At 72.5% G+C, this 19,775-nt stretch carries 19 protein-coding genes; 7 read left to right on the top strand and 12 right to left on the bottom strand.

Annotated elements, in window-relative coordinates:
- Positions 1-34: 34 nt before the first annotated feature.
- The 6 genes from IE272_RS36235 to IE272_RS36210 form a co-directional block, all read right to left on the bottom strand.
- Positions 35-1,822: an ABC transporter ATP-binding protein gene (locus IE272_RS36235; RefSeq protein ID WP_057661038.1), complete on the bottom strand. Its 1,788-nt coding sequence runs from the start codon at positions 1,820-1,822 to the stop codon at positions 35-37.
- A 46-nt stretch (positions 1,823-1,868) separates the two neighbouring features.
- Positions 1,869-2,921, bottom strand: coding sequence for an iron-siderophore ABC transporter substrate-binding protein (locus tag IE272_RS36230; protein ID WP_050361489.1), 1,053 nt, complete (start codon positions 2,919-2,921; stop codon positions 1,869-1,871).
- 169 nt (positions 2,922-3,090) lie between these two features.
- Positions 3,091-3,927, bottom strand: coding sequence for an ABC transporter ATP-binding protein (locus IE272_RS36225; RefSeq protein ID WP_007453381.1), 837 nt, complete (start codon positions 3,925-3,927; stop codon positions 3,091-3,093).
- Between the two features lie 37 nt (positions 3,928-3,964).
- Complete coding sequence (locus IE272_RS36220; protein ID WP_050361488.1) at positions 3,965-5,026, bottom strand: FecCD family ABC transporter permease; 1,062 nt, start codon at positions 5,024-5,026, stop codon at positions 3,965-3,967.
- A gap of 38 nt (positions 5,027-5,064) precedes the next feature.
- Entirely contained in the window at positions 5,065-6,123 is a 1,059-nt protein-coding gene (locus IE272_RS36215; RefSeq protein ID WP_190009942.1) for a FecCD family ABC transporter permease, read from the bottom strand.
- A 108-nt stretch (positions 6,124-6,231) separates the two neighbouring features.
- A complete protein-coding gene (locus IE272_RS36210) occupies positions 6,232-7,587 on the bottom strand; it encodes a lysine N(6)-hydroxylase/L-ornithine N(5)-oxygenase family protein (RefSeq protein ID WP_057661045.1) in 1,356 nt (451 codons plus the stop codon).
- A gap of 248 nt (positions 7,588-7,835) precedes the next feature.
- Here IE272_RS36210 and IE272_RS36205 point away from each other — a divergent pair, with 248 nt between their 5' ends.
- A complete protein-coding gene (locus tag IE272_RS36205; RefSeq protein WP_050361485.1) occupies positions 7,836-8,783 on the top strand; it encodes a methionyl-tRNA formyltransferase in 948 nt (315 codons plus the stop codon).
- A 96-nt stretch (positions 8,784-8,879) separates the two neighbouring features.
- Here the strand turns inward: IE272_RS36205 and IE272_RS36200 are convergent, their stop codons facing one another.
- The gene (locus IE272_RS36200) at positions 8,880-9,479 is read right to left on the bottom strand and encodes a hypothetical protein (protein ID WP_050361484.1); all 600 of its coding nucleotides are present in this window, start codon (positions 9,477-9,479) and stop codon (positions 8,880-8,882) included.
- A gap of 115 nt (positions 9,480-9,594) precedes the next feature.
- On the bottom strand, positions 9,595-10,314 hold the full coding sequence (locus IE272_RS36195) for an NUDIX domain-containing protein (protein WP_050361483.1): 720 nt from the start codon (positions 10,312-10,314) through the stop codon (positions 9,595-9,597).
- A gap of 49 nt (positions 10,315-10,363) precedes the next feature.
- On the opposite strand from IE272_RS36195, the gene IE272_RS36190 reads away from it, so the two are divergent.
- On the top strand, positions 10,364-11,128 hold the full coding sequence (locus IE272_RS36190) for a DeoR/GlpR family DNA-binding transcription regulator (RefSeq protein WP_050361482.1): 765 nt from the start codon (positions 10,364-10,366) through the stop codon (positions 11,126-11,128).
- 60 nt (positions 11,129-11,188) lie between these two features.
- Here the strand turns inward: IE272_RS36190 and IE272_RS36185 are convergent, their stop codons facing one another.
- On the bottom strand, positions 11,189-11,719 hold the full coding sequence (locus IE272_RS36185) for a MarR family winged helix-turn-helix transcriptional regulator (RefSeq protein ID WP_056707790.1): 531 nt from the start codon (positions 11,717-11,719) through the stop codon (positions 11,189-11,191).
- Positions 11,720-11,872: 153 nt separating this feature from the next.
- Here IE272_RS36185 and IE272_RS36180 point away from each other — a divergent pair, with 153 nt between their 5' ends.
- Positions 11,873-12,382, top strand: a complete 510-nt coding sequence (locus IE272_RS36180) for a nitroreductase family deazaflavin-dependent oxidoreductase (RefSeq protein WP_056707787.1) — start codon at positions 11,873-11,875, stop codon at positions 12,380-12,382.
- An 85-nt stretch (positions 12,383-12,467) separates the two neighbouring features.
- Positions 12,468-13,565 carry an NAD-dependent epimerase/dehydratase family protein gene (locus IE272_RS36175; RefSeq protein WP_056708675.1) on the top strand — a complete coding sequence of 366 codons (1,098 nt, stop codon included), beginning with the start codon at positions 12,468-12,470 and terminating at the stop codon, positions 13,563-13,565.
- Here IE272_RS36175 and IE272_RS36170 read toward each other — a convergent pair.
- Positions 13,546-14,652, bottom strand: coding sequence for a sensor histidine kinase (locus IE272_RS36170; protein ID WP_056707785.1), 1,107 nt, complete (start codon positions 14,650-14,652; stop codon positions 13,546-13,548). The two genes, IE272_RS36175 and IE272_RS36170, sit on opposite strands and share 20 nt — an antisense overlap.
- On the bottom strand, positions 14,649-15,461 hold the full coding sequence (locus IE272_RS36165) for a response regulator transcription factor (RefSeq protein ID WP_229898007.1): 813 nt from the start codon (positions 15,459-15,461) through the stop codon (positions 14,649-14,651). Before IE272_RS36165 ends, IE272_RS36170 begins: the two co-directional genes overlap by 4 nt.
- 118 nt (positions 15,462-15,579) lie before the next feature.
- Here IE272_RS36165 and IE272_RS36160 point away from each other — a divergent pair, with 118 nt between their 5' ends.
- Genes IE272_RS36160 through IE272_RS36150 form a run of 3 tightly spaced genes read left to right on the top strand, consistent with a single transcriptional unit; the run spans position 15,580 to position 17,971 of the window.
- Positions 15,580-16,347 carry a glycosyltransferase family 2 protein gene (locus tag IE272_RS36160; RefSeq protein WP_073960451.1) on the top strand — a complete coding sequence of 256 codons (768 nt, stop codon included), beginning with the start codon at positions 15,580-15,582 and terminating at the stop codon, positions 16,345-16,347.
- A gap of 32 nt (positions 16,348-16,379) precedes the next feature.
- Positions 16,380-17,099 (top strand): TIGR04282 family arsenosugar biosynthesis glycosyltransferase, encoded by a 720-nt coding sequence (locus IE272_RS36155; RefSeq protein ID WP_373304233.1) that lies wholly within the window; start codon positions 16,380-16,382, stop codon positions 17,097-17,099.
- Positions 17,096-17,971, top strand: coding sequence for a class I SAM-dependent methyltransferase (locus IE272_RS36150; protein WP_190009938.1), 876 nt, complete (start codon positions 17,096-17,098; stop codon positions 17,969-17,971). Before IE272_RS36155 ends, IE272_RS36150 begins: the two co-directional genes overlap by 4 nt.
- Positions 17,972-18,365: 394 nt before the next feature.
- Here IE272_RS36150 and IE272_RS36145 read toward each other — a convergent pair whose 3' ends face one another.
- Positions 18,366-19,637, bottom strand: a complete 1,272-nt coding sequence (locus tag IE272_RS36145) for a molybdopterin-dependent oxidoreductase (RefSeq protein ID WP_190009936.1) — start codon at positions 19,635-19,637, stop codon at positions 18,366-18,368.
- Between the last annotated feature and the right edge of the window lie 138 nt (positions 19,638-19,775).

The following is a 19,775-nucleotide window of genomic DNA, read 5'->3' as shown; positions in this document are numbered from 1 at the left end:
ATGCGACCGGGTCCGGCCGTCGGCCGGGCCGCGCTCAACTGCCCTCTCGCCACGCACGCCACAGCCGGGCGTACTGGCCGCCCAGCTCGACCAGTTCGCTGTGCGTTCCCTCCTCCACCACGCGCCCCTCGTCGAGCACGGCGATCCGGTCCGCCGCCATCGCCTGGGTCAGCCGGTGGGCCACGAACAGCGTGGTCCGGCCGGAGCAGGCGGCCAGCACGGCGCGTTCCAGCTCGGCCGCGCCCTCACTGCCCGCCTCCGCGGTCGATTCGTCGAGCACGACCACGGGGGACCGGCTGAGCACCAGCCGGGCCAGGGCGATCTGGGCGACCTTGGTGACGTCCAGGCGTTCGCCGCCCTCGCCGACCGTGGTGTTCAGACCGTCGGGGAGCAGTTCGAGCCATCCCCCGGCACCGACCGTGCGCAGCGCCTCCCCCAGCTCGTCATCGCTCGCGCCGGGTGCGGCGAGCCGCAGGTCGTCGGCGAGCGGACCGGAGAACACATGGGTCTCCTGGGTCAGGATGCTCACCAGGGCCCGCGCCCCGGCCTCGTCCGTATCCGCGAGGTCGTGCGACCCGATGCGCACGGCCCCCTCCTGCGGCCTCCCGATGCCGGCGATGAGCGCGGCCAGGGTCGACTTGCCGGCGCCCGTCGCTCCGACCAGGGCGAGCGAACCGCCGGCCGGAATGGACAGGGTCACCCCCCGCAGGACCGGGTCGTCGGAACCGGGATAGGTGAACGTCAGGTCCCGCACGGTGACGGGGTACGGCGCGATGTCGGCCGTGGCCACGGAGCCGTCGCCCACCAGCCGCGCCTCGGAGGGCTCCGAGAACACGCCGACGAGCCGGGTGAGGCTCGCGCCGGACTTCTGCGCCTCGTCGAAGGTGAACATGATGGCGCCGAGCGGGGTGAACAGGCGGTGGAACATCAGCGGGGCGGCCGACACCTCGCCCAGGGTGGCGGCATCCGCCTCCAGCAGGGCGTACCCGACGACCAGGATCAGGACGAGGCCGATGAACTCGGCCCGGTTCTCCCGGCCGACGAACCGTCCGAAGAACCGGAACACCTCGACGCCGAGGTCGCGCACCCGCCACGACTCGCTGGTGACCTTCTCCCGTACGGAGTCCTCCATACGGTAGGCCCGGACCGTGTCGATGCCGTTCAGTCCGCTGATCAGCGCCTGCGCGCGATCGGCCTGGGCCACCCGCTGCTCGCGGTAGAGCGGCGCCGAGCGGGGCAGGTACCAGCGGAGCGCCAGCGCGTAGGCGGGCAGGGCGCCTGCTCCTGCCAGGCCGAGCCGCCAGTCGAGACCGAACATGCCGATCGTCGCGATGGCCACCAGGACTCCGGCCGAGAACACGGTGGGAATGGCCGTACGGATGCCCTTGGAGAGCACCGCGACATCGTCGCCGACCCGGGACAGCACGTCCCCCCGCCCCACCTGCTCGACACGCGCGCTCGGCATCCCCAGAACGGCTCGCACGGCCTCCTCGCGGAGTCGTGCGAGCAGTTCGGCGCCGAGCTTCCCGATCAGGTACGTGGAGGCCGCGGAGGCCGCGGCGCCGAGGAGCGCCGCACCCACCATCAGCACGCCGACGGTGAGCAGTATCGAACGTGGCTCACCCCCGACCACCCCGTCGACGACCCGGCCGAGGAGCAGCACAGGGACCACTTGCAGCGCGGCCCCGGCCACCGTGGTGAGCACGGTGGAGGCGGTCAGCCACCGTGCTCGCCCGCAGTGCTCGGCCACCCAGCGGGTGGCCTCGCGCCCGGTGGCCGTGCGCAGGGTCGTTCCGGCGACGGGGGTTTGGGTGGTAGTCACACGCGGACCGGATCTCGCCGGGGAAGGGACCGTCGGATCGTCATCGCTACTTGACCGACGCGACGAGCTCGTCGATCGCGTACGGCAGGGAGAGCAGGGTGCCCTGGGACATCGCCGCGCCGACCGCCGGGCCCTCGCTGTCCAGCAGGTAGGAGACCTTGCCGTTCTTGACGGCCGGGAGGTTGTTGAACAGCTCGAACTTCTTGAGCGCGTCCGTGTCGGCCTTGTCGTTGATGACGAAGATCCGGTCGACGTCGATGAGGTCGATGCGCTCGGGCGAGAGCTCGGCGGAGAAGCCGCCGTCGGCGATCTTGTCGATCTCGGTCTGGTAGTCGAATCCGGTGCCCGTGACGAGCCGGCCCCGGACGTCGGTGGAGGTGAACGCCGAGATCGAGTCCTTGTACCAGGACAGGGCGACGGCCTTCTGTCCGCCGAACTCGGGGTGCGCCTTCTTGGCCGCGTCCAGCTTGGTCTGGATGCCCTTGACCAGTTCGGCGCCCTCCTTCTCCTTGCCGAGCGCCTTGGCGATGTGCACCGCGTTGTCCTGCCACGGGGCGCTGAAGAGCTCCTTCTCGCCCTTGGTGCGGCCCACGGTCGGGGCGATCCTGGAGAGCTTCTCGTAGGCCGCCTTGTCGACCTCGGAGTAGACCGCGATGATCAGGTCCGGCCGCAGGGAGGCGATCTTCTCGAAGTTGGGGCCCGCGTCACCGTTCTTCATGACGACCTCGGGGCGGGTGTCGCCCCACTGGTCCTTCACCCAGGGCCACTGCGTGTTGATGTCGGGCGTCTGCCCGGCCGGGTTCGGGTACTGGTCGACCATGCCGACCGGCTTGACGCCGAACGCCAGGACGGCCTGGTCGTCGGTGTAGCCGACGGTGACGACCCGCTTCGGCGCCTTGCTGACCTCGGTGGATCCGAACGCGTGCTCCACCGTGACGGGGAACGCGCCCCCGGCAGCGGCGGGGGCGTCGTCGTTCTTCTTCTCGTCCGCCGAATCGGTACCGCATCCCGCGAGGAGACCGACGCCGAGGGTCGCGGCGGACATGGCCGCGGCCAGTCGCTGCCACGGCTTCACAAGCGTCGTTCGATGGAGAGACATCCGGAATCCCTTGCTTTCGCGCTGTCCACTGCGCCCCGGTACGAGGGCAGCCAGACTGTACCCCGAGCAAGTGAGGTCAGCCTAGCCTTACCGGATAACTTTCCTCCGGTCGGGATGAGTTGGAGCTGTCAGGTGGTCAGCAGCCGCTCGGAACAGGGCTTTTCCGCGGTCAGGACCGGACGTGCGTGCGACCGATCGGCACGATGAGCGGCCGGTCGCCCACCGGATCGTCGATCACCTTGGCCCGCAGCCCGAACGCCTCGTGGAGCAGCTCGGCGGTGATCACGTCCCGGGGGTGTCCCTGCGCCAGGACGGCTCCCGCCCGCATGACGACGAGGTTGTCGCTGTAGCGCGTGGCCAGATTGAGGTCGTGCAGGACCATGACGACAGTGCGGCCCGACTCGTGCAGATCGTCGACCAGGTCGAGTACGTCGATCGCGTGCGCCAGGTCCAGGTAGGTGGTCGGCTCGTCCAGCAGCAGCAGGTCGGTGCCCTGGGCCAGGGTCATCGATATCCACACGCGCTGGCGCTGGCCGCCGGACAGCGAGTCGACGGGCCGGTCGGCCAGGTCGGCCACTCCGGTCATGGCCAGCGCGCGCCGCACCACGTCCGCGTCGTCCGACGACCACTGCCGCAGCCAGCTCTGGTGCGGGTGGCGGCCTCGGGCGACGAGGTCGGCGACGGTCAGCCCTTCCGGCGCCACCGGCGCCTGCGGCAGCAGCCCGAGCTTCTTCGCGACGTCCCTGGTCCGGAGCCTGCCGATGTCCTCGCCGTCCAGCACGACGGAACCGCCGGCCGGCTTCAGCAGTCGGCTCAGGGTACGCAACAGGGTCGACTTCCCGCATCCGTTGGGGCCGATGATCGTCGTGATCACCCCGGGTGGAACGGCTACGTCGAGCTCCTCGATGACCGTCCGGTCGCCGTACCCGACGGTGATGCCCCTGGCTGCCAGCCGTGGGACGTCCTGGACGCCCGCTTCGGTCCGGGCGGTGAACTGAGCGGCCACAAGCCCCCCTTGTTGAGGTTCGCCTTACTTCTACCATCTACCGGAGGTTCGCCCGTACCAACAGGTAGACGAGGAACGGTCCGCCGATCACCGCGGTGACCACTCCGACCGGCAGGCCGATCGGCAGCACCGCGCGGGCGATCAGGTCGGAGCCGATCAGCAGCAGCGCGCCCACCAGGCCGGAGGCGATCAACGGCGGGGTCGGCCAACGCACCAGACGCATCGCGACCTGCGGCGCCACCAGGGCGACGAACGGCACCGGACCCGCCGCGCTCACCCCCACCGCGGCCAGCAGGACGGCACAGAGCAGCAGGACGGCCCGGACCCGCGCGAACCGTACGCCCAGCCCGGCGGCGACGTCGTCACCGAGGTGCATGGGCTTGAACGGGAAGGCCACCGCGGCCACGACGACCAGCAGGACGAGCGTGCACCAGAACGCCACCCGGACCTCGTCCCAGGTCCGGTTGTCCAGCGAGCCGACCAGCCACACCTGGGCGCGCGCCACGTCCCGGATGTCGGCGGAGGCCAGCAGCCAGGTCGTGACGGCCTGCATCATCGCGGTGACCGAGATGCCGATGAGGATGAGGCGGAAGCCGTCGACCCCGCGTCGCCAGGCGAGGAAGTACACCAGCAGCCCCGTGCCGAGGCCGCCCAGGAGGGCCGCCGAGGACAGCCCGACCGAACCGGCGACCGCTGCGGCGGTGCCGCCCGTCGTCGTCACCAGGAACACCGCGACGGCGCCGGCTCCGGTGGTGATCCCCAGGATGTCCGGGCTGGCGAGCGGATTGCGCGCCACGGACTGGGTGATGGCCCCGGAGAGGCCCAGGGCGATGCCCACGATGAGACCGGCCAGCGCCCGGGGCATCCGGAGGTCCATGACCACGAACTCGTCGACCTGTTCGCCCCGGCCGAAGAGGGTGGCGACGACCCGGGAGAGGCCGATGGGAAAGTCCCCGACGCCGATGGAGAGGCAGAAGACCAGGAAGGCCGCCGCCGCGAGCACCAGCGTGACCAGCACGAGCCAGGGCCGCCAGACGAACGACACCTGGCCGAGCCGCACGCCCGGCGGCATCGACGCTTTCGCTTCGGTCCCGCTCATGGGCTCCTGGACTTCCCTCATGTGTTCGTGAACCCGCCTCATGCGCTCTTGAACTTTCCCCGCCACACCAGGACCGCGAAGAACGGAGCTCCGAGAAGGGCGACGACGACGCCCGACTCCAACTCCCCCGGACGCACGACCAGGCGGCCCACGATGTCGCAGACCAGCAGGACGCCGGAACCGAGCAGACCCGCGTACGGCACCAGCCAGCGGTAGTCGGGGCCGGTCAGGTAGCGGGCCACGTGGGCCACCATCAGCCCGAGGAAGGCGATGGGACCACAGGCCGCCGTGGCGGCCCCCGCCAGCAGCGTGATGGCGACGATGCCGACGCTCCGGCTCACCGCGATGTTCACTCCCAGGCCGCGCGCCACGTCGTCGCCCAGGTTGAGCAGGTTGAGGGCGGGCAGCGTGATCAGCGCCAGGACCAGCCCGACGGCGATGAACGCCGTCACCGGCCAGATGACGTCGAACCCGACGCCGGCGACGGAACCCGCGTTCCAGAACCGCAGGGCGTTCAACGACTTCTGGTCGGACAGGGCCACCGCCGTGGTCATCGCCGCGAGGAACACCGTGACGCCCTGCCCGGCCAGAGCGAGGGTCAGGGGGTTGCCCGCCCCCCTGCCGATGCTCGCCAGGCCGAAGACGACGACCCCGGCGATTCCCGCGCCGACGAAGGCGAACCAGACGTACTGGAACGGGTTGGTGAACCCGAACAGGGCGATGACCGACACCACGGCGAAGGAGGCTCCGGCGTTGACGCCCAGCAGCCCCGTGTCGGCGATCGGGTTGCGCGTGTACCCCTGGATCAGTGCGCCGCCCACGCCCAGGGCCAGGCCCGCCACGATCGCGAGGACCGTGCGGGGCACGCGCACGGTCTGCACGATGAGCCGGATCTCGGTGAGCTTCTGGTCGGGCTCGGGGTCCGCGAACAGGCCGTGCCAGACCTCGGCGGGGCTCAACGCGCGCGCCCCGACGGCCAACGACACCGCCGCCGCGATCACCAGGGCCGTCGTGAGGACGCCCAGCCCCACGGCCCGCCGTCGGCGGGTCCCGTTCGTCCCCCCGGGCACGGGGCGCTCCACCTCAGTCGTGAACATGTCGAGGAACGATATCCCTTTGATCGGATCGGTCCCGCGGGGCCCGCCCGGCAGGTCGCCGGGCGGGCCGAACGCCGAACTCCCGGTGCGTCGACGGCGCTCGACGCGCTAGCGCGGGGAGCCGCCGGTACCCTCCGCCACCGGCCGGGACTCGTCGGAGGTGGACTTGACCCGGCGGTCGAGCAGGGAGTCCAGGATCTCGCCGACCCGTATCGCGGTGTTGGAGAGCAGCGACGTGGTGATGCCGTGCGTGTGCTCCGTACCGCCCTGGAGGTAGATGCCGCAGCGCAGGCCGGGGTCCGTCGCGATCCGGTAGTCGCGCTCGACCCGTACGCGACCGGCGTCGTCACGCAGGCAGCGCCCGCCGACCTCACCGAGGAGGCCGAGCGGGTCGGCGGGGCTGTATCCGGTGGCGAACACCACGACGTCGGCGTCCAGTTCCGACTCCTCGTCGGTCACCAGGGATTTCACGGTCGCCCGGACCCTGTCGGAACTCTCCTCCACTCCGGTGACCCGGGACACGTTGAGGAAGCGCAGCCGTTCGATGCCCAGGACCTTCTCCCGGTACATCTGGCGGTAGAGGTCGTCGATCAGGTCGATGTCCACCACGGAGTAGTTGGTGTTGCCGTGGTAGGCCATCAGACGGCTCTTGACCTCCTCGGGGGCGGCGAAGTAGTCGTCGACCGCGTCCGGGTCGAAGATCCGGTTGGCGAAGCTGCTGTCGTCGGCGGGGCTGTAGCCGTAACGGGAGAAGACCGCGCAGACCTCGGCGTCCGGGAAACGGCGGTGCAGGTAGGCGACGTTCTCGGCGGCGCTCTGGCCGGCGCCGACGACGACGAACCGCGAGGGCGAGGAGTTCTCCAGGCCGTCGACCTTCCGCAGCAGGTCGGAGTTGTGCCAGACGCGTTCGCCGCGTTCCACGCCCTCCGGCATGAGGGGGCGCAGGCCGGTTCCGATGACGAGGTTGCGGGCCCGGTGGACAGCCAGCCCCTCTGCGGACCGGACGGTCACGTCGAGGTGTTCCACCGTCCCGTCGTGCACGAACGGTGTGACGGCGACGACTTCGTGGCCGTAGGAGACGAGGTCGTCGACCTTGGCCGCGGCCCACTCGAAGTAGTCGTGGAACTCCACCCGCAGGGGGAAGAGGTTCTTGTGGTTGATGAAGTCGATCAGTCGGCCCTTGCTCTGCAGGTAGCAGAGGAAGCTGAATTCGCTGGCCGGGTTCCGGAGCGTCACCAGATCCTTGAGGAAGGACACCTGCATGGTGGCGTCGTCGATGAGCATGCCGCGGTGCCAGCCGAAGCTCGGCTGCTGCTCGAAGAAGTGGGCGGTGACCGAATCCTGCCTGCCGACTTTGCTGTTGTGCTCGCTGAGCGCGATCGCCATGGCCACATTCGACGGGCCGAAGCCGATGCCGATGAGGTCGTGGACCAGTGGTGTGTCGCCAGGAAGAACCTGTGACATGTCACTCCCATTCGTCTGGGAAAGCCGCCTGTCAGGCGTGGGGGTTGATGACGAAAGGTGGGCAGGCCGACGGAACTGCCACCTGAACTTAGGTGAGCCTAAGCTGACCAACCCGCCTTGTCGATAGGGTGAATGGGGGCGGTGTTCCACTGACGACCCGTCACTCGCGGTGAAGGGCAGGCAGTGTTGCCTACCCAGGTGAGGCTTGCTTTACTTGCCCGGCCCATCCCTGCCCCGAGGAGGAACCCATGCGGGTCGTCATGTTCGGTTACCAGACCTGGGGGCACCGCACCCTGCAGGCCCTCCTCGACTCCGAGCACACCGTGGTCCTGGTCGTGACGCACCCCAGGAGCGAGCACGCGTACGAGAAGATCTGGAGCGATTCCGTAGCCGATCTCGCCCAGGAGCACGGGGTCCCCGTCCTGATCCGCGAACGGCCGGACGACGAGGAGCTGTTCGAGCGCCTCAAGGAGGCGGACGCGGACATCATCGTGGCCAACAACTGGAGGACCTGGATACCGCCGCGCATCTTCGGACTCCCCCGCCACGGCACGCTGAACGTCCACGACTCGCTGCTGCCGAAGTACGCGGGCTTCTCGCCGCTGATCTGGGCGCTGATCAACGGTGAGAGCGAAGTGGGCGTCACCGCACACCTGATGGACGACGAACTCGACGCCGGCGACATCGTCCGCCAGGAGGCGATCGCCGTCGGCCCGACGGACACCGCCACCGACCTCTTCCACCGGACCGTCGACCTCATCGCCCCGGTCACCATCGGCGCGCTCGGCCTCATCGCCTCCGGACAGACCGAGTTCACCCCGCAGGACCGGTCGAAGGCGACCTTCTTCCACAAGCGGGCCACCGAGGACATCCGCATCGACTGGAACTGGCCCGCCGAGGATCTCGAACGCCTGATCCGCGCCCAGTCCGCCCCTTATCCCAGCGCCTTCACCTTCCACCGGGGCAAGCGGCTGGAGGTCCTCTCCGCCGTCGTGTCCCAGAACCGCTACGGCGGCACGCCCGGCCGGGTGTTCTACCGGGAGGGCGAGGGCGTGGTGATCGTCGCCGGGGCCGACGCCCGCACCGGCCGCAACCACGGTCTCGCGATCACGCGCGTACGGACCGAGGACGGCCGCGAGCTGCCCGCGACCGAGTACTTCACCTCGATGGGCGGCTATCTCACCGGTCGCCCCTGATCCCGGGGACTGCCGTCGGACCGCCGCCGTCGCCCGCCCGGCAGACGACAGTCCGGCGACGGGCCCCGGGGAAGCGGACCGCCGCCCGGCTCCCGCTCAGCGGACCGGGTCGGCGCGCGACGCCTTCGGGGCATCGATGCGGACCAGCCGATACCCCTTGAGCTCCGCCTTCTTCTTCCGGGCCGGCGGCATGGTCCGGCGGCGCGCGTTCTGCGCCGCTCCGAACAGCGCGCCGAGTCGGGGGTTGCCTCGCCGCAGGCGGTAGAAGGCGTCCCGCTTCGCCCCCACCAGGGCGCCCGCCGAGACGAACGGCACACCGCTCAGGATGGCGTCCAGCGCCACCCTGAGCACCGCCGGGTTGGTGGCGACGTCCGGTACCACGTCATGCACATACGCCAGGGACCTGGCCGCCGACAGGGCGGCGTCGAAGACCGGGTCCTCGGCGCGCCAGGACGCGAGCAGGCGCGTCGAGACGCCCGCGGCGGAAGCACAGCCTTCGGGGCCGAGCCCCATGGCCGCCGCCCGGACCGCCTCGGCCCGTCGTTGCGCCTTCTCCTCCTTCAGGGACATGGCCGGACGCAGGGCCTCCGCCAGGGCACGCTCCGCGGCCCTCCCGGCCTCCAGCCCGGCCACCACGTCCTCGGCCCACGCGTCCGGTCGCTCGGCCGCCATGTCGCCCACCGGTCGATCGCTCATGGGACCGCTCCTCTTCTCACGACATGAGTTGTTTAAGGGGCAACCATATGGCGTGCCATCCGTGGTGCGAGTGTCCGGGACGGCAGGCGCCGAGGACAGAGGTGCGACCGGCTCGTCAGGCGGCGCCCGCCCCCGGAGCGAACGGCCCGTCCAGAGCCGCCCATTGCAGCAGCAGGATGGTCTTGCCGTCGGCGATGCGCCCGTCGCGGGTCATGGCGAGGGCCTCGGAGAAGGGCACTTCCAGGACTTCGATGTCCTCGCCGTCCTCCTCCAGGCCGCCACCGGGCCCGGTCCGGTCGGCCGGGGTGTAGGGAGCGGCGAAGAAGTGAAGACGTTCGGTGACGGAACCGGGGCTCATATAGGCCGCGAGGACCCGGGTGAGCGGGCCGAGGGTGACGCCGAGCTCTTCGGCGCTCTCGCGCCGGACGGCGGCGGTCGGGTCGTCCGCGTCGAGCAGCCCCGCGGCCGCCTCGACGAGCATGCCGTCGGGGTGGTCGTTCACATAGGCGGGGTAGCGGAACTGCCGCGTGAGCAGGACGACACCGCGCGCGGTGTCGTAGGGCAGGACGACGGCGCCGTCGCCCCGGTCGTACGTCTCGCGCTGCTGCGTCTCCCAACGGCCGTCGCGGCGGCGGCGGTCGAAGGTGGTGCGCCGCAGGACATGCCAGCCCTGGGAGGTGAGTTCGACGTCGCGGATCACGATGTCGCGATTGCGGTCCAGGCCGCGTCCGGCCCGGTCGAGGCCCGTGCGGCCCCGGTGGTCGGGGGTGTCGATGCCGGGTCGGCCGGTCGCACGGCCCTCCGCGGCGTACGGCGGGGAATCTCGGTCGGTCATGGGCGGCTACACTACAGGCAGAAACGTGCAAGAACAGGAGAGAGTGCGCATGCTGGCTGCTGAACGCCGCGACCACCTGCTCGGCCTGCTCGCCCGCGAGGGCAAGATCGTCGCCAAGGACGTCGCCGCCGGACTGGGAATCTCCGAGGACAGCGTGCGGCGCGATCTGCGCGACCTCGCCTCCGAGGGCCTGTGCCAGCGGGTCTACGGCGGCGCCCTGCCCGCTTCGCCCGCGGTGGTCGACTACGCGGCACGGCGGACCGTCGCCCCGGACGGCAAGCGGAAGGTCGCGGCGGTGGCCGCCGGCCTGGTGCGGCCGGGCGGTTCGGTGATCCTCGACGGCGGCACCACCGCCCTCGCCGTCGCCCGCGCGCTCCCGCAGGACCTCGCCTGCACCGTGATCACCCACAGCCCGACGATCGTCGCGGCGCTGCTCGACCACCAGCGGGCGGAGCTGTTCCTGCTCGGCGGCCGGATCTTCAAGCACTCGGCGGTCGCCTGCGGCGCCGCCGCCGTCGAAGCGGCCCAGAACGTCTCCGCCGACCTCTGTCTGCTCGGCGTCACCGGCGTGCACCCCGACGCCGGGCTGACCACGGCGGATGCCGAGGAGGCGGCGATGAAGCGCGCCCTGTCCGCGCGAGCCGCGGAGACCTATGTCCTGGCCTCCGCCGAGAAGATCGGCACAGCCTCCCGGTTCCGGGTCCTGCCCTGGGAGAAGGTCGGCGGGCTGATCACCGACGCCGACGCCCACGACCCGGTCCTCGGACAGCTCACGGCACTCGGTGTGGAGATCCTGACGGCCGGCGGCCGGTGACCGGGCCGCGCCTTCCCGCCCGCCCGGGCCCGGTGCCGACGGAGCGCCGCGGCCGGCCGGTCAGCCCGCCGTGGTCGCGTCACCCCAGCCCAGGGGATGCGGTCCGGCGCCTTCCTCCGGCGGCGGGGCCGGCGGCTCACCACCCGCCTGGTTGAAGTCGGTGAGCGCTTCGATGAGCGCCGTCCGCTGGTGCGGAGCCAGCCGCTCGACGATCGACGCGATCTCCTGACGCCGGCGCGCGGTGACGTTCTCGACCGTGCGACGCCCCTCCTCCGTGAGCCGGAGCAGCGTCTCCCGGCGGTTGTCCGGGTTGGTCTGCCGGTCCGCGAGCCCCGCCGCGATCAGCCGGTCGACCATGCGCATCGCCGTCGAAGGCGCCACCCCCAGCAGCTCCGCCAGCGCCACGAGCTTGGTGGCCCCCCGCGAGGAGAGCACCACCAGCATCCGGAACTGCGGCAGCGTCACCCGGTCCTCGACCTGCGCCAGCGAACGCGCCGACACCGCGACCAGCAACCGGGAAGCCGTCAGCACCGCCCCGGTCACCGCGTCCACATCGTCCATGCGCTCCGCAGGAGCCGCCTTCCTGGCCATGGCACCTTTCTACCCTGCTCCGGGCACGGCGCGCCCCGCCCCCTCGGCCTTCGCGGCCAAGATTTAGACTATGCAAAGATTGCACAAACTAAGAGTCGAGCTCGGGCCGCACCGTGCCGTCGGCTCCCGTTCGCGTCCAGAGGAGGCGTTGTGATGACGTCACAACAACACGCCCGGCGCAGCCGCCCGCCCCTGCCGCGCGGCTGGCGGCGACGCCTCGCCCGCCTGCCCATAGCCTTCTACGGCGTGGGCCTCGGCCCGGTCTTCGGCCGGCGCCTGCTGCTCCTGCACCACACCGGCCGGAACAGCGGCCTGGACCGGCGGGTGGCCTTGGAGGTCGTCGCGCACGACCGCGCGGAGGGAACCTGGATCCTGGCCTCCGGTTTCGGCCCCGAGGCCGCCTGGTACCGCAATCTGCGCGCCACGCCGAAGACCACGATTCAGGTCGGCAACCGCCACTACGCCGTCACCGCCCACTTCCCGGGCGCCGACGAGGGCGGCGAGATCATGGCCCGCTACGCCCCCGCCCACCCGCGCACCGCCCGTCGGCTGTGCGCCTTCATGGGCTTCGACGTCGACGGCAGCGCGGACTCCTACCGGCGGGCAGGCCGCCGCATCCCCTTCGTCCGTCTCGAAGCGGCCCCCGGCCAGCGGGTGCGCTGACGGCCCCCGGACGTGTCCTTACGGACCCGTGACGTGTGCGCGCCGCGCCCGGCCCGACGGTTCACCGGGCCCTAGCGTGGCGGTCATGCGCGTACTGGTCACCGGCGGAGCCGGGTTCATCGGGTCACATGTCGTCGCCGCTCTCGCCGCGGCCGGGCACGAGAGCGTGGTGCTGGACGCCCTGCTGCCCTCGGCCCATCCCGGCGGCACACCGCCGGAACTGCCGGGCGACCGGGTGGTCGTCGGGGACGTCCGGGACCGGGAGGCGGTGGCGGACGCGCTGGCCGGGGTGGACGCCGTGTGCCACCAGGCGGCCATGGTCGGCCTCGGCAAGGAGTTCGCGGACGCTCCGCTGTACGTGGGGTGCAACGACCTCGGTACGGCGGTGCTGCTGGCGGAGATGGCCGCGGCCGGGGTCCGGGACCTGGTGCTGGCCGGGTCGATGGTGGTCTACGGCGAGGGTCGCTACGCATGCCCCCGGCACGGCACGGTCCGCCCCGGGCCGCGCGCGGAGGCCGATCTGCGGGCGGGGGACTTCGAGCCGCGCTGCCCGGACTGCGGAGCGGAACTGACGCCCGGTCTGGTGGCCGAGGACGCGCCCGTGGACCCGCGCAACGTGTACGCGTCGACCAAGCTGGCCCAGGAACACCTGGCCGCCGCGTGGGCGCGGGCGACGGGTGGCCGGGCGGTGTCGCTGCGCTACCACAACGTGTACGGGCCGGGGATGCCGCGCGACACCCCGTACGCCGGTGTCGCCTCGTTCTTCCGCTCGGCCCTGGCGCGCGGCGAGGCCCCCCGGGTCTACGAGGACGGGGGCCAGCGGCGCGACTTCGTCCATGTCCACGATGTGGCGGCGGCGAACACGGTGGCCCTGGAAGCGGTGCGGCAGCGGCGGCCCGCGTCCTTCGCCGCGTACAACACCGGCAGCGGCGAGCCGCACACCATCGGGGAGATGGCCGCCGCGCTGGCCGGCGCGTACGGCGGGCCGGACCCGGTGGTGACCGGGGAGTACCGTCTCGGGGACGTCCGCCATGTCACGGCGGACTCGCGGGCGCTGCGCGAGGAGTTGGGCTGGCGGCCCCGGGTCTCGTTCGCCGGCGGGATGGAGGACTTCGCGGCGGCCCCGCTGCGCGGTCCGGGGGGCCGCCGGGAGGGGATCGCCGTCACGCTGCCGGGAGCGTGACCGAGAAGCAGCAGCCGCCCTGTACGTTGCGCACCTCGGCACGCCCGGCGTGCGCCTCGACGATGCCGCGCACGATGGCGAGCCCGAGGCCCGCCCCGGCCGGCGGGGTGCGGGCGTGGCTGCCGCGCCAGCCGGTGTCGAAGACCCGGGGCAGGTCCTCCTCCGGGATGCCGCCGCAGCCGTCGGTCACCGACAGCACGACGCCGCCGTCGGAGCGGTGCGCGGCGACGGCCACGGTGCCGTCGGGCGGGGTGCGGCGGATGGCGTTGATCAGGAGATTGCCCAGGACCCGGCTCATCTCCCTGCCGTCGACCTCCACCGGCACCTCGTCGATCCGGTCGCCGATCAGCCGCACCCCGTGCTCACGGGCCAGCGGATCGACCCCGGCCAGCGCGTCGCCGACCAGGTCGTAGAGGGAGATCCGGGCCGGCGTCAGGGTGAGCGAACCGGCCTGGATCCGGGAGAGTTCGAAGAGGTCGCCGACCATGCCGTTCATCCGTTCGACCTCGGTCCTTATCTGCCGCAGATAGCGCCCGGAGTCGGCGGCCATGCCGTCCTCCAGCGCCTCGGCCATCGCCCGCAGCCCGGCGAGCGGGGTGCGCAGATCGTGCGAGATCCACGCGACGAGTTCGCGCCGGGAGGCCTCCAGAGCGCGTTCCCGCTCCCGCGAACTGTCCAGCTTGGCACTGGTGGCGGCCAGTTCGCGGGCGAGTTCGGCCAGCTCGGCGGTGGGCTGTCCGGCAGGCGCGGCGAAGGTACCGCCGTCGCCGAACGACCGTGTGGCCAGCGTCAGTTCACGGCTGTGGGCGGCCACCCAGCGGCCCAGCAGGACGGCGGTGGCCAGGGAGACCAGGGCGGCCATGGCGACGACGGTCGTGACGACGTAGAGATCGTGGGACGAGAGGAACATCGCCCAGGCGACCGTCAGCGTCCCGGCGAGCATCGCCGCGACGGCGACCCCGGCGACGACGCTCAGCGAGACCACCAGGGACCGGTGCCGCAGGAGGCGCAGGACGCCCGCGCCGAGGAGCCCGGCGGCCGCCGCTCCCAGAAAGGCGAAGAGTGCGATGAGCAGGACGTCGTTCACCGCGGGCGGCCCCCGGTCGGCGGCACGACGGGGCGGTCCCCGGCCCCGTCGGCGTCCGCCGGTGTGCCCGGGCCCTCCTCGTCCAGGTCCAGGCGGTACCCCACGCCCCACACCGTGCGGATCAGCCGGGGGCGGGCCGGATCCGCCTCGACCTTGCCGCGCAGTCTGCGGATGTGGACGGTGACCGTCGAGAGGTCGCCGAAGTCCCATCCCCAGACCTCCCGCATCAGCTCCTCCCGGCCGAACGCCTTGCCGGGGTTCCGGAGGAGGTGGGCGAGCAGGTCGAACTCACGCAGTGTCAGGGCCAGTCCGCGACCGTCCCGGTAGGCCTGCCGGGCCGCCGGGTCGAGGCTCAGCCCGCCCCCGGACAGCGGGCCGGCCCCGTCCGCCGGTGCGGCGGCCCGGGCGCGGCGCAGCACGGAGTCGACGCGCAGGACCAGTTCGCGCGGGCTGAACGGCTTGGTGACGTAGTCGTCGGCGCCGGTCTCCAGCCCGAGGACGCGGTCCTCCTCGTCGCCGCGGGCGGTGAGCATGATGACGGGGACCGGCCCGTGCTCCCGCATCCGGCGGCAGACCTCGAACCCGTCCATGGCGGGGAGCATCAGGTCCAGGACGACGAGGTCGGACCGGTGCGCCGCGAACCGTGTCAGCGCGGCGGGACCGTCGCCGGCCTGCTCGACGGTGTAACCGGCGCGGTGCAGATAGCCGACGACGACCTCGGCGACGGTCGGGTCGTCGTCCACGACGAGGACCCGGCCGCGCGCCCCCTGGGCGGGCGCCGGATGCCGGGCGGGCGGGGTGTTCTCCATGGTCTCCACTGTGGCACCGGCAACCCGGGACGCCGTGGGCCGACCGCCCCGATCAGGCTGATGTCCGTGTTTCGTAAGAACCTGATGACCTAAATGCCGGAGTTGTCTCCGTAGGGTGATGCGGGTGACCGATTCTTCTGCCGCGCTTCCGTTTCCGCCCGCCCCCCACACCGGCCTCCCCGGGGCCGACATCGTCCTGCCCTGCCTCGACGAGGCGGCCGCGCTGCCCTGGGTGCTCGATCGCATTCCCGACGGCTGGCGCGCGATCGTGGTCGACAACGGCTCGACCGACGGTTCGGCCGAGCTCGCCCGTTCCCTCGGCGCGCACGTCGTGACGGAGGAACGGCGCGGGTTCGGCGCGGCCTGCCACGCCGGCCTGCTCGCCGCCGAGGCCGAGTTCGTCTGCTTCTGCGACTGCGACGGCTCGCTGGACCCCGCGCTGCTGACCGGCTTCGTGGGGCGGATCGCGGACGGCGAGTGCGATCTGCTGCTCGGCCGCCGCCGCCCCGAGGGCCGGGGCGCCTGGCCGCCGCACGCTCGCGCCGGCAATCTGGCGCTGGCCCGGATGCTGCGCCGCCGCACCGGTCTGCGCCTGCACGACCTCGGCCCGCTGCGGGCGGCCCGCCGGAGCGATCTGCTCGCCCTGGACCTCACCGACCGGCGCAGCGGCTATCCGCTCCAGATGGTGGTCCGGGCCTCGGACGCCGGGCTGCGGGTCGCCGAGAGCGACGTCCCCTACCGGCCGCGCACCGGGAAGTCGAAGGTGACCGGCACCTGGCGCGGGACCTGGCAGGCGGTGCGCGACATGCGGGGCGTGCTGCGGGAGCCACCGGCGGACAGCGCGTCCGGCCGGGTCGCACGCGCGGAGTCCGGAGCGATCCGATGAGCGCGTACGGAGACGAGGACGGGAGCCGCCCGATGAGCATGTACGGAGACGGGGGCGAAAGCCGTCGCACGGGCGCGTACGGAGACGGGGACGGGAGCCGTCGGGCGGGCGCGTACGGACCCACGGAGCTGTTGGTCATCGCGAAGGAGCCGGTGGCGGGGCGGGTCAAGACCCGGCTCTGCCCGCCCTTCTCCCCCGCCGAGGCCGCCGAACTCGCCGCCGCGGCCCTCGCGGACACGCTGGAAACCGTGCTCGCCCTTCCCGCCCGGCGGCGCGTCCTGGTCCTCGACGGGCGGCCGGGCCCCTGGGTGCCCCCGGGCTTCGAGGTGGTGCCGCAGAGCGCGGGCGGTCTCGACGATCGTCTCGCCGCGGCCTTCGGCGGGTGTACGGGCCCGGCCCTCCTGGTCGGCATGGACACCCCGCAGATCACGGCCGCGCTGCTCGCGCCCGCTCTCGCTCCGGGCTCCTGGGACGGCGTCGGGGCCTGGTTCGGTCCGGCCGAGGACGGCGGTTTCTGGGCCCTGGGCCTGGCGGATCCCGATCCGGCGCTGCTCCGCGGGGTGCCGATGTCCGTACCGGAAACGGGTGCGGTGCAGCGGCACAGGCTGGTGGAGGCGGGGCTCGCCGTACGCGATCTGCCGGTCCTGGTCGACGTGGACACCGCCGCCGACGCCCGCCGGGTCGCGTCGGCGGCGCCGGGCGGCCGGTTCGCCTCGGCGTTCGGCCGGCTGACCGGGGCGGGGGTGCGATGAGCACGACCGTGCCCTCGTCCGGGCTCGCCGCACCGGCCCCGGCCGACCGCGTCGAGGCCCCGGACGCCCACGAAGCGGTCGTCGACGGCCCGGACGCCGCCGGCGCGGCGCCGGTCCGCACCGCGTCCTGGGGCGCCGACCCGTACGCCAACGCCCTGCGCACCGGCCGTGGTCCGCTGTTCCTGCGCCGCAGCGACGGCTGGCTGCTGCCGCTGGACGTGGAGCGCTGGTGCTCCGACGCGGGGTCCGCCGACCTGTCCGCGCTGCACCGGTGCGAGGGGCCGGTGCTGGACATCGGCTGCGGGCCGGGGCGGCTGGTGGCGGAGCTGGCCTCGCTCGGACACCGGGCGCTCGGCATCGACGTCAGCGAGGCGGCGGTGGCCCGTACGCGCGGGCTCGGCGGCGCCGCTCTGCTCCGCAGCGTGTTCGACCCGCTGCCCGGGGAGGGCCGTTGGGGCACCCTCCTGCTCCTCGACGGCAACATCGGCATCGGGGGCGACCCGGCCGCCCTGCTGGACCGGGCGGCCGATCTGCTCGGCGCCGACGGGCTGCTGATCGCCGAGACCGCCCCCGTCGATGTGGACGAACGGGTCCGGGTCCGTCTCGACGACGGCCGGGACGGAACGGACGGGAGGACCGCCCCCGCCTCCACGTGTGACGCCGAGCCGTTCCCCTGGGCGCGGATCGGGACGCCGGCCCTGCTGCGGCACGCCCGCGCGGGTGGCTGGCGTACGGCCGGTCAGTGGGGCGCGGAGGGACGGACCTTCGTCTCGCTGCGCCGGCCCGTACGGGAGCGGAGTGCCCGGACCAGCAGCCAGAGCGCGGAGAGCGCGAACAGTGCGCCGGTGATCAGCAGCCAGTTGCCGAAGTAGACGTCCGGGGAGGTGCCGGCGGCGGCCTCGTACCGCCGCTCGGTCCGCCGGGCGATCAGCGGGTACCAGATCAGCAGGAGCAGCCCGGAGAGGAACGCCGGCACCCGGACGAAGTTCACCAGGGCCTGCCGGGGGCCGAGCACGGCGCGCAGCGCCCGGTCGGCCCCCGCGTACACCGGCAGCAGCACCAGGTCGTGCAGGACGGCCGACCCCGCGAACCAGAGCAGCACGCCGACGGTGTCCCCGTCCAGCAGCCGTACGCCCGCGTAGCCGGCCAGGCAGAACGTGGCGGCGAGCAGGAGCAGATGGAGCGGGCCCTCGCCGTAAGCGCGGCGCGGCGAGAAGCGCCGGCGGCGGGGTGCGGCGGGCGTGGGCGGCACGGCTCGGGTGGACATCACAGCTCTCCGAACGTCAGGGTCTCGACCCACTTGGTGTTCAGCACCCCGGGCGCGGCGGGGACGATGATCCGGGCCGGGTAGCCGTGGTCGGGCGACAGCGGCGCGCCGTTCACCTCCAGCGCGAGCAGCGAGCGGCCGTCGCGGACCTGGTTGTCGCGCAGCGCGGCCTTGCGGAACGAGCCGCTGCGCTGGAGAGAATCGACGAACACGCCCGGCGGCCGGTGCGGGTATCCGGCGAGCGCCGCCAGATCGGAGAGCCGCACCCCGCACCACCGCTGGTCCGAGGTCGACCAGCCCTCCACGCAGGCGATCGGGAGCGCGGCGCTGTGCTGTTCCATGGCCAGCAGCTCGGCCCGGGAGAAGCGGAACTCCCCGGCCGGCCCCCGTACCGTCAGCCGCCAGCGCTCACCGGTGTCGGCGGGCGTGATCCGTACGGCGGCGGCGGTCTTGTTGATCTGGAAGGCGTTCGGTCCCGGCCCCGGGTCGGTGCCGCCGCGCGGGGTGAGAAGGGCGATGCGGCGCAGCGGCCCGTCGAAGCTGCGACCGGCCGAGGTGACCAGCAGAAGGAGCGACCCGGCCCCCACGAGGGCCAGCGCGCCGCGCCGGGACAGGGTGGCGGGCAGCGGGTCGGGGGCGGCGAGGGTGTCCGGTTCGCCGCGCGGGATGCCGTTGCGCAACACCCGTACGGCCTGGGGCAGCTTGAGGGCCGTATGGGTGATGAATCCGGCGAGGAAGACCCAGGCCCCGTAGAAGTGCAGGGTGTAGAAGGACCCGGGGAAGAGGTAGTCCAGCTGGATGTTGAGCAGCCCGGTGACGAACTGGAACAGTGCCCCGCCCACGAGCAGCAGCAGCGAGATCCGCTCCAGCGCGTGGCCCGCGGAACGGGCGGGCGGCAGCGCGAAGAGCCGGGGGACCACCGACCAGAGCTTGGCGAGCAGGACGGGCACGAGCACGATGCCGACGGTGACGTGCAGGCCCTGGGTCAGCCGGTAGAGCCAGTGCGGGCCGGTCGGCCAGGAGAACAGGTAGAAGCCGAGCCACCCCTTGCCCGGGGTCTTGTCGTTGACCCGGTTCAGGTCGGGGTTGTAGGCGGCGTACGAGAGCAGACCGGTGACGAACAGCAGCGTGAGGCCGACGAGCAGGATGACGCCGAGCACGGCGGTGAAACGCGCTCCGCGCACGGGGCTGCGCCAGAACGCCGGGTCGGCAGGCGTGCGCAGGGCGCGGAGGGAGTCGGGGAGGGAGCGGATGCGACGACGTTCGGGCATGGGGCCGACGCTAAGCGGGGAACAGCGCCGACGGGCGGATGCGACTCCTGACGAAACTCTGACGTCGCGGCCGGGCGGTGGCCGATGTCGCGGCCGGAAAGGGGCGACCTGCGTCCCGGCCGGAGAGATCTGACGGTT

This window comes from Streptomyces anulatus (assembly GCF_014650675.1).
Classification (GTDB): domain Bacteria; phylum Actinomycetota; class Actinomycetes; order Streptomycetales; family Streptomycetaceae; genus Streptomyces; species Streptomyces anulatus.
This window is presented reverse-complemented; position numbering and strand designations above follow the sequence as displayed.